Consider the following 10,531-nt stretch of genomic DNA (forward strand, 5'->3'; position numbering starts at 1 on the left):
ATTTTACAACAAATTATGTCATATTTTGCAGTATGTGCATAAGGACATATACTAAAATTATTTAATTTTTGATGAGAGACCATTAATGAAGAAATCCAATTTCTTACTTTTTTCTTAATGGAACTCTCATCAACCATAAATCACCCTTTACCTTGTCCGCGATACTTCTTCCGAGCATTATTGCGAGAAGATGATGAATATTTGGTATTTTTACCATCTCCTTGTCGAGTCAACTTGGGCTTGCCAGGTACATAAGAACCACTCTTGTATGCCATAATTAGTCTCCTATAATTTCAGTAGTAATATCAGAAGGGTCTGGAGTACCTGACTTATAAAACTCTTGTGCCAGGTCCTCCATAGTATCAAGGAATTGCTCCTCTGTTAAGTTCTGGTGAATTCTCCGTCCCTTACAGAGGATATTATACTTGGTCTGTGTAGGTCTGTCAACCATTCTCAGATAACTCTTGTTTTTTCGTGACCGACTCTGATACGAGGATCGCACCAAATCTCAAATCCCGCTTCTTTTGCATCGAGACAGAACGACACATCTTCCCCACACATATCTTGAACCTCACCAGATTCAAAGACTTGCATCTTGGGAGCGAACCATGGATACTTCATCTCAGGATGCTCAAAGACTCCGTTCTTAATCATAACCCAACCAAATCCAGTATAATCAACTGTGAATGGTTTCTTACGCTTGCTGATGCCTTCTACCATCTCATGATTCATGACTCCACCATTGCTGCGGAAGTCATCTTCTTCTAACCAATGAGCGACTGATGTGGTACGACCATCTTCAGTACAATACCATCCAGCGACGATTTCTTTTTCAGTACCATCTTCCGAAATAGCAAGGTCACAGAGTTGCCAGAATTTTTCAGTGTTGAAAACAATGTCAGAATCAATCCAGAGTTGATAGTCATATTGTAGACGACCATCCCAGGGAATTTGGTCCGGACCACGAAGAACATTTGCTCCGAGACACTTACAACGAGCAAAGTTCACCATGGATGAATAATCTTGAGAGATTTGAATCGCAATGCCACTCTGTACCATATCAAAGCACAGTTGTACAAAGTTCTTTAAAAAGGTAAAAGAGCACCCGCGCCCTGGAAGGCAGAACACAATACTCTTACCACGCATTCTTTCTTTAATTGCCGCATAGTCCCAGTCAGGTTCAACCGAGCTTGAATTTTGAGCGATTGGAGACTTTGCTTTTACAGTAAATCCTTTTGCCATAATTGAGTAGTTACTTCAGTCATATCATACACTATTATATAGTGGTTGTCAATGTGATGAGTTAAGGGATATTTCCTTATTCACACTAACTTTTTCAAAACTTATATCATTTTTTGATATTTCCTTGGTGTCCATAATGTCTAATAAATTTTGCATCATTAACCAAGTATTATCAAATTCATTCTCAGAAAGAGAATGATAAACACATCTATCTTTTATGTAAATGTGATAAACATAATGTGTATATGTTTTACTCATATTTTCTCTCTGTAATGACAATTTCATTTCCTTCCAGAATAACCTTTACTTCTGTGTCTTCATACCATCCAAGTTCTGTCATCATCCACTCAGGAATTTTGACAAAATAATCTCCAGTAATTGGGTCAACCTCTACGACTGTGAAATTTTTTTCCGGATTTTTTTTCATCTCTCAATATTTTTTTTATTTTTTTATATATGACACAGTATCTATGTTTTTCTCAGACTCTCCATCTTTTGGAATAAATGGAAGTATCAGAGAGAAGATTAGAATCACTTGTAGAATTATAATGGTCTTTGCCGCCCTCCAGAAGAACCCTGGGTATCGTATCAACCATCCCGCGAAGACTGTTCTCCAAAAATTCCAATAAGGTGTGGGGGAGTTTTTCATATACGGGAAATTTTTTTCTTATGAGTGAAACAAAAAGGTCGCTTGGGTAACACTTTGTAGGTTAGGGATGTTTGCGTTTTTTATATAGGGGGGCATCGGGACATTATGACGGTTCAGCGCCCGCAAAAATATAAAGAATTCAACGCCACATACTGCCATCACGAATAACCAATAAACCCTTATTCGTTCGTTGTTCGTTATAAGAAAGGGGGCATAAGACTGCCCCCACGAACTATCAGTAACCTGCCCACACTAACAGTTCGCCAGCATCAACGGGTTCGCCAATCATCATACGATAATCGTTAAACAAATCCTCCAGAATACCGTGGGCGTTGGCGAACCTAACTGCCTGAAACCAAGTGATGCAACCGTTATCATCAGCGAGGCGGAAGATAGCGTCAGTCATGAGAATTGAGAGAGAGTTTGTATGAAGAATGAGAGTGAAAGTCAGGCAGGGAAGCTCATACGCTTCGCCTCAGGATTGCAATAGTATTTGTGACCCTTACTCTGCCAACCTTCATAGTCTGTGGAGAGATTCGCAATCTCAGCAGCGCTGAGAGTAACGGGTTCGCCCTGATGTTTAATCTGCCCAAACGATTTGATTTTGTTTGCTGCCCACACGATGCGGCGGGTTTGAAGGTCGGTTGCTTGAGAGTAGACAGACATAGAGTGAAGAATGAGGGGGAAAGTTGAGAGGGGGGGAAACCCCCCCAAAAAGTTACTGACCGACTGCCGAAACACGGGTAACAGTCAGCTTCTTCCACCCTTCGACGCGATAGTAACGCAGTTCCTCAATGATAGAGTTCACAACGTTGTTATGCTGGCGGTCGAAACCTTTGGCAGTGGTAGGACGCTTGCGCTTGCGATACTCTACGGCAGTGGTTCCATCAGCGCGGTCAAGCTCGATGCGATAGATGCAGGCGGTCATTTGACTCAGGGTCGGTGGGGGGAAGCGCCCCCCGTTCGCTTGAGGCTATTGTAGGGCCTGGGGAGCGCCCTGCCAGCGGTCGGGGGACAGTGCCCCGACTGGCACAGGGGGTTATGATCAGAAATCGAACACGTCTCCGTTAATCTCAGCGCGGTTAACTTTAGGATCATCCCACTTCACACCATCGGGAGTCTCTTTAGTGCCGAATTCGTAGAATGCCTCCAGCAGTTCTTCATAGCAGCAAACATCATTGTCCTGAATGAAGTTTTGGATGCTCTCATCATTCTCAATCCAGAGAACAATGTTCCACGTCTCATAATTGGTCCAACCGTTGTAGGTACGGTCGGTGAGGTTGGTCTGGTAAGTGGTGACAGTCATGAGATTAGGAGTGAGTTTGGTTAATGAAATGTGAGAGGGATTCAGTCAGTCAATTCGGCGATTTCCTCAACCCTATCAGCAACGGCACGATCAAATGCTTTCACGGCACGGATACCAACGCTGATAGTGTTCCAACCCATTCCGATGATGATGGCAGCGACAATCAGGCGGGCGGTGTGATGTGCTTTCATTTGGTTTGGTTGTTTGAACTGTGGCCAGTATAGGGCCCCCTAGGGGGCAGTGGAGAGGGGCTTGTGCCACCTCTCCGACTGTCACTCAGGCGTGACCGTCAGTGTAGGAACCCAGAATGACGCCATTGCGGCGGACCTCAGCATAGCCAAATTCCTCAGACAGGGAGAGGCAGAGGTCCCAAGCTTGCCACTCATCATGCACCGATTCGCCTTCATAGGGGGCAGAGGGGACGTGGATTTCGTAGCGCATCGCGTTTCGTTTGAACTGTGGTCAGTATAGGGGGAAATCAGTTAAAGAAATAGGCAAGGTGTGCCAGTTCCTCTGCCGTCTCCTCAATGTTATGCTGGGTCAGTCCTGCCAGCAGGGAATCGATGTCATCCTGAGGCACATAGTCCATGTCACCATTAACCTCTGCTGCCATGGCAGAGGCGAGGGCAAGGCAACGGGAGGAAAGGTCGGTCATCGCGTGTCGTTTGAACTGTGGCCAGTATAGGGCCCCCTAGGGGGCAGTGGGAGGGGGCTTGTGCCAGCCCCCTGACCGTCACATCAGGGCAAGTTTAGAACGATTCCGCCGCGTGTTGGAATCATTCATGACACGCAATCTATCATCAGATGCTTTCTTTACCTGAGCGTGCGTGTATCCTCTCAGAATAGCTCCTGCCAGAAGTGCTTTGCGAGAATCATGCAAAAATTCATCCTCAAACTTAAATTCAGGATCATTCTTTACTTCAGCGGGCACATCGTCAAAATCAAAATCAATGTCGAAGATTTCGCCCGACATGTCTGCAATTTCTTCCCACATGTGGTTTCCTTTGAACTGTGGCCAGTATAGGGGCCCCTAGGGGGCAGTGGGAGGGGGCTTGTACCAGCCCCCTGACCGTCACATCAGATAGATACCCTCACGGGCGAACAGTTCGGGTTGATTCTGCTGCCAACCTGCCATCATTTCCTTAAGCTTAGTCTCAGTGTAGAAGTCCAGAAAACTATACTCAAACTCAGGGGAATTGTAATGGATTTGCATCATCTTGCGGATGGAATCAATCAGACGCTGGCGCATAATGAGAAGGGGTAGGTTTGCGAAGGGTTTGGTTAACTCAGGCAGCGAGGATTGCAGATTCCATGCACACCTCACGAACCTCAATCAAAGCATAATCGTAACCGTCAACTTCCGTCAATTCTTTATAGTATGCTTCGGCAGCAGACTTACAATCAAACAGACGAAGGGAATTGAAATTCTCGCCTTCATAATCCCAACCACCGATCACAGCGTAGACTTTCATTTGAGGCGTTTCGTTTGAACTGAGGCCAGTATAGGGCCCCCTAGGGGGCAGTGGGAGGCAGGGTGTGCCAGCCGTCCGATTGGCACACCCTGGGTTAGTGTCAGAAATTAACCCATTCTGCGGTGGGTTGACCATAGGAACCCTCAGCGGATTCGGTGGCAGTTACCATCTCAGCGGGTGCCACATCACCAGTCAGAGTATCAAGAATAGCCAGCAGTTGATCGCCAGTGTTACCAGCACGCAGCAGGCCAAGCATCATTTCGCGGGTCATAATGAAAAAAGAAAGAATGAAGAATGAGTGGGAATGTGAATCAGTTTAATGTCATGATTCAGGACAATTGGTCACTTACGGTATGGTGAACTCATGTAAGAACGGAACACCGAAACCAGGATGATTCCAGTGGAGACGATACCAATCAAACCCAGAAAGGTTACGCCGTCGCCAGTGAAAGAATAGAACATCGAATCGGACATTTGGTTATCAGTAATCGTAGTTGGAATTGAGGTATTCGTTTACATTGAACTTGTCAGAATCCTCATCAAGTTCGGGAATATCAAGGTCGAAGATTTCGCCTGGCATATCCTGAATCTCAGTCCAAAGTTCGTCAAACATTGTTTCCTCCGTTGGTGACTTTTACAATATAAGGGTTGAGAGGTGCCCCCGTAAAGGGGGCTTGTGCCACCTTCTCAACTGGCACACTGGAAACGACCGTGGTTGAAGTTGGCATAACTAAACACCTCACGATTGACCAGTTTGAACATACCGAACTCATTGGTCATCACATAACCTTCGGAGTCGATTCGCTCATAGCCAGCATACGGAGAACCCAGGTAAGCTGCAGGACCATCGTTACGGCAAATGGACAGGCAATCGTCCTTGATAGACTTCACCAGTGCCCACAGTCGGATGAGGTTAGGGTCACAATCAAAATCGTCAGCGTTGATAACCTCAGCAGCACGAATGCAGGCGTTGAGTTGTTTTTTGATTTGTGCTGCCTCTTTATCACTCACGAACTCTACGGTAGTTGCCATCTGACGGGCGAACTTTACCACTTCCTCAACATCAGCGAAGGATTCTTGATTGTGGAGAATGTATGCGTTCGGTTGAATGAACTTAACCGTATCAGTAGAGGGAAGGGCAAGCGAAACTCCACCCTTCATAGGATACGCTACGGCATCCTGTAGCGTGGTTTCCGTATAGTATTCAGTATGCGGGGCGATGATGATAACCTGCCGCACAATCTCAGGGAACTGATAGGTTACGGTATTCGGTTTGTATTCGTTCGAACCACCGAAACCGATAAAGTCTCCCTGAATGATGTATTCAGTGCGGGGAAGATACTTCAGGCAGGCACACAGAATCTCAATCAGATTTGCGTGAGTTGCCTCATCATACAGGGCAAACACGTCTGCCTCAGTATAGCAAATCTTGATTTTCTTTTTGTTGAAAACGCTCTTGGTTCCAACGAAGAATTGCCCATTCTCAGGATTGGTTCCCCACACAATAGCAGGGGCACCATCGATCTTGACGGAGAGAGTACCAGGATTGACAAACCAATCAAGAACGCTAAGATCCCCCGTGAGGATGCTATCTTCGGGGTGTTCGATGTGCTTGTTTTGCATTTGGGTTGTTTTTCTCTCAACAAAGCCAGTATGGCATCAAATGGGGGGAACCACAAGGGGGCTTGTGCCAGTTCTCAGACCGTCTGAGCCACCCGCACGATGTTATAAAAGGAACGAACATCGTTTGCGGTTTCAATCATAAACGGGACGAACACTTCACGAACCCAGTTATAGAGTTTGATTGCAGTTTCTTTCACATAAAGCGCAGCGATTTGGCAACGCTCGGTGCAATCATACTCAACCCATTTGGTGCGGAGCACAGTATAGACTGCTGCCACGAATGCTGCAGCAACGACAACGAAACTCACGAATTGATTGTAGAGTTTCTGATAATCAACCTGGCGCAGATAGGCAACCAGAGCATCAGCGGGAGGGAAGGATTTGGAGGTTTCCATTGTGTCGTTTGTTTTGACTTTTACAGTATTGCAGAGAATGGGAAGGAACGCAAGGGGGCTTGTACCAGCCCCCTGACTGTCACACTCAGTTGAGACGCATACCGCTGAAGAACGGAACATCGCCACCATCAGAGACACCCAGACGCCACTCAAAGTTGCGTTGGAATACACACTCACCAGGGCAACCGTGAACACGCAGAATAGCATTCAGACGGGATTTGGTAGTCACAGACTGCCAACCACCATCGAAAAGCTGAATCCAGCAGGAACCGATTTTAGCAATCAGGTTACCGTGAAGGAACACTTCGGCAACCTGAGCAGCACCATCCCAGCAAACCTGAGTGTTGCCAGAGCACCAATTCTTGGCGTTGCTGATAGCATCGTTCATTTGGCGTTCGATTTTACGCATGGGGTGAATCCCTCAACGACAAAGGTAGTATGGCACGGATTGGGGGGCAGCACAAGGGGGCTTGTGCCACTTAGTCAACTGTCACACCATCGAAAGATTATACTTTGTGAGCAGCAAATCACGCACAAACTCACGGTCGATACTGTCACCGAAGAACTTTTGCCCCTTAAGTTTCAGGATTTCGATATGAGTTTGCGTGGCATCTTGTACCAGTGAGAGTGTGGCACCCATAGGATAGATGCCATCAGGACCATAGAAACTCAGAACGTAATCGTGGAAGTCGGTCATAATCAGGAAAGAACGTGACGGTAATCAATGGACTTGATACACCAACCTGTAGCACAAGTGATTTCTTCTACGAGGTCATATTCATCATCTGCCTCCCAGATTTGCCCGATGGTATCTTCAATGATGGGATTTTGAAACTCTTCAGGTAGTATACCTTCAGAATCCTCAAAATCAAACTCAATTTCAGTAACTTGAAAGAGCATCACTTTCTCAGGAACAAATGTAATGTAGAGCAGAATGGGGGAAAAATCAATCCCCCTTGTGACAGTTAATCAGGTGTCCTCATCCAACCAGTTGCTAACACCAAAGTCCGCAGGATTTGCCCCCACATCTTCCAACATAGCAGCAACATCAGATTCATCATTGAACCGACCGATTTCTTCAATCAGTTCTTCATCCATTGAACAGTTCTTACGAAGATTCAGTTCCATTTGCTCTTTTGCAAACTGAACCAAAGTATCAATATCCATACCATCAACTATACAAGAAACATAATTTTCCAGTAGTTGATCGTACTGATCTTGAGTAAGTGACAAGGTGAATTCCTCAGGAACAAATGTAATGTAGAGCAGAATGGGGGAAAAATCAATCCCCCTTGTGCCACTTAGTCAACTGGCACAGTCGGTTTCTGATAGTATGCGGAAATCACAAGATCATCCCAATCAGTAGGAAGAACTGCCAGACGATGGTGCAGGTGATTCATACCCGAAACCTGATAATCACCATCCTTCAGATCATCAAGAATGTGAGAAAGTTTCTTGATTTCTTGACGGGTTTGCGGTTTACGCAGTGCTGCTTTGCTGTAGTAATCTTTGCGGTAAGTGCGGGACATTTGCTTAACCTCAGCAACGAATGTAGTATGGCAGGAAAGGACACGAAACACAATAGGGTATGTGCCAGTACCTAAAGTGGCACAAAGGCACCTTACAGGAGCACCTAGGTGCTGTAGAATGAATTTAACAATTCAATGAGAGCTGAAGTAGGCTTTATGATGAACTAGTTCGTCACTCATCCTGCAATAAAATATTAATTATAATATCTATAAGGGGGGCTTGACAAGTTATAAGAATATGAGTAGAATCAGGCTTGTCAAGGATGATAAGAATATAAAGCTCTTAATTATAATACTAAAGCCAATCCACCGAAGGTGGATTATCCCGAAGGGATAGTATGAGTAAGTTATATAAAAGCACATCTAGATGGTGTGGGAAGGGGTGAGTGGGGTGAAGCACATATTCTTGCACATATGCATAAAAAAACAGGAGGGTCATCACTCCCTCCTGTATAGTTTCCCTAATCACCATCAACCTATATGACTACCACATAGAGGGTAACTTTTCTGACTAGATGAGGCAAACCCCTTCCTCATGTATCTAGATCTAGATGTAATGTAACTAGATCTAGATTAATGTATGATGCGCACATCTAGTCGAGATTGTATGTGTGCGCATCTCGACTAGATTTTATCAGCAGTGAAATTATTGAGAGCATATTCTTCATAATGTTCTACAAAATCATTTTCTTCATTTTCACCTTCACTAAGGAATCTCACCATATCATCGAGAACATAACCCTTTTGCAACAATTCATCAATCTTCTCTGCAATTTCGGCACTATACAAATCTTTAAAGAAATTTTTTAAGATTTCAGAGTAGTTGACGTTCACAGTGGTGGGCATTGGATTTCTCAGTAATTAATGTAATATAGGTGCCCCCCGCAAGGGGGGATTCTGACACTTATCAGCAGTCACGGAAGAAGTACACTTCACGATAACCAGCGATACAATCAGTGTAATCATAACGCAGAGCACTATCCCAGGTTGCTTCCCAGTCAACTACAACAATCGACGGAATGTCACCGTAGATTTCACTCACCATTTCCTCTGCGAATTCAGCAGTGGAACCATAGCAACCCTGATAACGCTCATCACAATCTTGAACGTCAGAAACGCAACCCATTTCATCAATGAGAGCATCTACGGCTTCATAACCAATTGCCTCACCACAACGCACATACTCTTCATAGTATGCTACGAAATCACCTTCACTGTGGTTATCAATGAACTGCAGCATATCATCGAGAGCATAGTTCTCTTCCAGCAGTTCATCAATCTTCTCCACAGTTTCAGTATCGAAGATTTCAGTGTAGTTGGCGCTCAGAGTGACGGACATGGTGGTTTCCTTTGGAACAAATGTAATGTAGCAGGTTCTGGGGGGCATTGGAACCCCCCTTGTGACAGTTCTCAGAGTGTCACACAGGCACCTCTGCGGACTTGATTGTAACAGGGACCAAACAATCCACCATTAAATTGGTGAATTCCATAGTAATACCTACGCGCACTGGTTTCACTCAGATTGAAATGCTTTGCCATCTGAGTAAACGAATGCTTGGGGTAACATTTGCGATAATTGTTCAGCATTTCACACCAGAACTTGGCGTGATTCGTAAACCGAATGCTTTTCTCAGAATGAACAGAAACGGTGCGCATTGGATTTCTCAGGAACAAATGTAATGTAGCAGGTTCTGGGGGGTCTCACAACCCCCTGTGTGCCACTTAGTCAACTGTCACACTCTTGAGAACCATATTCTCAATGACACATTGTCCCAGTTCGGCAATTAATTCCATATCATTTGTGCCCAGCTTTTGTTGTACTGCCTCGCCAACCATTTCAATCATAAAGTCAAACCAACGCTCATCAGCGTAGATATACTCAATCACTTCAGGAGTGAGAGCAATTGCTAGTTTTTGTGTTGTCTTAGTAGAGAGTGCCATCAAACGAACTCCATCATAAAGTAATCAACAGTAATCTCAAGCTGCTCACAGAGTTCTTCTACAGAATCCCCTGTGAGTTCTTCATACCAATAGCAGAACATCAGTTGCTCTTCAGTCATCCAGGATAGGGGACTTTTCGACTTTAAAGTTGCCCAGAGGACCGTATACAATGCTGATGGGATAGTGCTCAGAATTGAACTCTTGAATCACTTCCCATTCTTCGTGCCGAACACGAATAATCACGGCACCATCCATCTCAGGATCGTGGAGATGAGCATTATATATTCCGCAGGCATATCCGATGGTGGAAGTGAATGCGAATTGATTAAAGAACCCGTGATTGGCGTGACCGAAACCGATGACCCGATAGGTGG

General features: G+C 45.0%; 20 protein-coding genes. 2 read left to right on the forward strand and 18 right to left on the reverse strand.

Annotation, left to right across the window (positions count from 1 at the left end; translation table 11 throughout):
• Window positions 1–453 precede the first annotated feature (453 nt).
• From EBR25_10910 to EBR25_10925, 4 genes are read right to left on the reverse strand one after another with little or no spacing between them, the layout of a single operon-like run.
• Window positions 454–1,242, reverse strand: coding sequence for a hypothetical protein (locus EBR25_10910; protein ID NBW41493.1), 789 nt, complete (start codon window positions 1,240–1,242; stop codon window positions 454–456).
• Between the two features lie 48 nt (window positions 1,243–1,290).
• A complete protein-coding gene (locus EBR25_10915) occupies window positions 1,291–1,500 on the reverse strand; it encodes a hypothetical protein (protein ID NBW41494.1) in 210 nt (69 codons plus the stop codon).
• Complete coding sequence (locus EBR25_10920; protein NBW41495.1) at window positions 1,493–1,669, reverse strand: AbrB/MazE/SpoVT family DNA-binding domain-containing protein; 177 nt, start codon at window positions 1,667–1,669, stop codon at window positions 1,493–1,495. Before EBR25_10920 ends, EBR25_10915 begins: the two co-directional genes overlap by 8 nt.
• A 15-nt stretch (window positions 1,670–1,684) precedes the next feature.
• Complete coding sequence (locus EBR25_10925; GenBank protein NBW41496.1) at window positions 1,685–1,891, reverse strand: hypothetical protein; 207 nt, start codon at window positions 1,889–1,891, stop codon at window positions 1,685–1,687.
• A 676-nt stretch (window positions 1,892–2,567) separates the two neighbouring features.
• Between EBR25_10925 and EBR25_10930 the strand changes: the two genes are divergently transcribed.
• Window positions 2,568–2,873, forward strand: coding sequence for a hypothetical protein (locus EBR25_10930; GenBank protein NBW41497.1), 306 nt, complete (start codon window positions 2,568–2,570; stop codon window positions 2,871–2,873).
• 63 nt (window positions 2,874–2,936) lie between these two features.
• On the opposite strand, the gene EBR25_10935 is transcribed toward EBR25_10930, so the two are convergent.
• Entirely contained in the window at window positions 2,937–3,197 is a 261-nt protein-coding gene (locus tag EBR25_10935) for a hypothetical protein (protein ID NBW41498.1), read from the reverse strand.
• A gap of 23 nt (window positions 3,198–3,220) precedes the next feature.
• On the opposite strand from EBR25_10935, the gene EBR25_10940 reads away from it, so the two are divergent.
• Entirely contained in the window at window positions 3,221–3,421 is a 201-nt protein-coding gene (locus tag EBR25_10940; protein NBW41499.1) for a hypothetical protein, read from the forward strand.
• Window positions 3,422–3,930: 509 nt separating this feature from the next.
• Here EBR25_10940 and EBR25_10945 read toward each other — a convergent pair.
• From EBR25_10945 to EBR25_11005, 13 genes are all read right to left on the reverse strand, one after another.
• Window positions 3,931–4,191: a hypothetical protein gene (locus tag EBR25_10945; GenBank protein NBW41500.1), complete on the reverse strand. Its 261-nt coding sequence runs from the start codon at window positions 4,189–4,191 to the stop codon at window positions 3,931–3,933.
• Window positions 4,192–4,483: 292 nt separating this feature from the next.
• Window positions 4,484–4,669 (reverse strand): hypothetical protein, encoded by a 186-nt coding sequence (locus EBR25_10950; protein ID NBW41501.1) that lies wholly within the window; start codon window positions 4,667–4,669, stop codon window positions 4,484–4,486.
• 687 nt (window positions 4,670–5,356) lie between these two features.
• Window positions 5,357–6,292 (reverse strand): hypothetical protein, encoded by a 936-nt coding sequence (locus EBR25_10955; GenBank protein NBW41502.1) that lies wholly within the window; start codon window positions 6,290–6,292, stop codon window positions 5,357–5,359.
• A 74-nt stretch (window positions 6,293–6,366) separates the two neighbouring features.
• Window positions 6,367–6,687, reverse strand: a complete 321-nt coding sequence (locus EBR25_10960) for a hypothetical protein (protein NBW41503.1) — start codon at window positions 6,685–6,687, stop codon at window positions 6,367–6,369.
• 85 nt (window positions 6,688–6,772) lie between these two features.
• On the reverse strand, window positions 6,773–7,096 hold the full coding sequence (locus tag EBR25_10965) for a hypothetical protein (GenBank protein ID NBW41504.1): 324 nt from the start codon (window positions 7,094–7,096) through the stop codon (window positions 6,773–6,775).
• A gap of 81 nt (window positions 7,097–7,177) precedes the next feature.
• A complete protein-coding gene (locus EBR25_10970) occupies window positions 7,178–7,384 on the reverse strand; it encodes a hypothetical protein (protein NBW41505.1) in 207 nt (68 codons plus the stop codon).
• Window positions 7,385–7,386: 2 nt separating this feature from the next.
• Window positions 7,387–7,587 carry a hypothetical protein gene (locus EBR25_10975; protein ID NBW41506.1) on the reverse strand — a complete coding sequence of 67 codons (201 nt, stop codon included), beginning with the start codon at window positions 7,585–7,587 and terminating at the stop codon, window positions 7,387–7,389.
• Between the two features lie 69 nt (window positions 7,588–7,656).
• Complete coding sequence (locus EBR25_10980; GenBank protein NBW41507.1) at window positions 7,657–7,920, reverse strand: hypothetical protein; 264 nt, start codon at window positions 7,918–7,920, stop codon at window positions 7,657–7,659.
• A gap of 68 nt (window positions 7,921–7,988) precedes the next feature.
• Window positions 7,989–8,216, reverse strand: coding sequence for a hypothetical protein (locus EBR25_10985; GenBank protein ID NBW41508.1), 228 nt, complete (start codon window positions 8,214–8,216; stop codon window positions 7,989–7,991).
• 624 nt (window positions 8,217–8,840) lie between these two features.
• Entirely contained in the window at window positions 8,841–9,062 is a 222-nt protein-coding gene (locus tag EBR25_10990) for a hypothetical protein (protein ID NBW41509.1), read from the reverse strand.
• A gap of 61 nt (window positions 9,063–9,123) precedes the next feature.
• Window positions 9,124–9,555 (reverse strand): hypothetical protein, encoded by a 432-nt coding sequence (locus tag EBR25_10995; protein ID NBW41510.1) that lies wholly within the window; start codon window positions 9,553–9,555, stop codon window positions 9,124–9,126.
• Window positions 9,556–9,938: 383 nt separating this feature from the next.
• On the reverse strand, window positions 9,939–10,157 hold the full coding sequence (locus EBR25_11000; GenBank protein ID NBW41511.1) for a hypothetical protein: 219 nt from the start codon (window positions 10,155–10,157) through the stop codon (window positions 9,939–9,941).
• 111 nt (window positions 10,158–10,268) lie between these two features.
• Window positions 10,269–10,531: hypothetical protein (locus tag EBR25_11005; GenBank protein NBW41512.1), on the reverse strand; the 263-nt coding region annotated here is incomplete at its 5' end.

This window comes from bacterium (assembly GCA_009926305.1).
GTDB lineage: Bacteria > Bdellovibrionota_C > UBA2361 > UBA2361 > RFPC01 > RFPC01.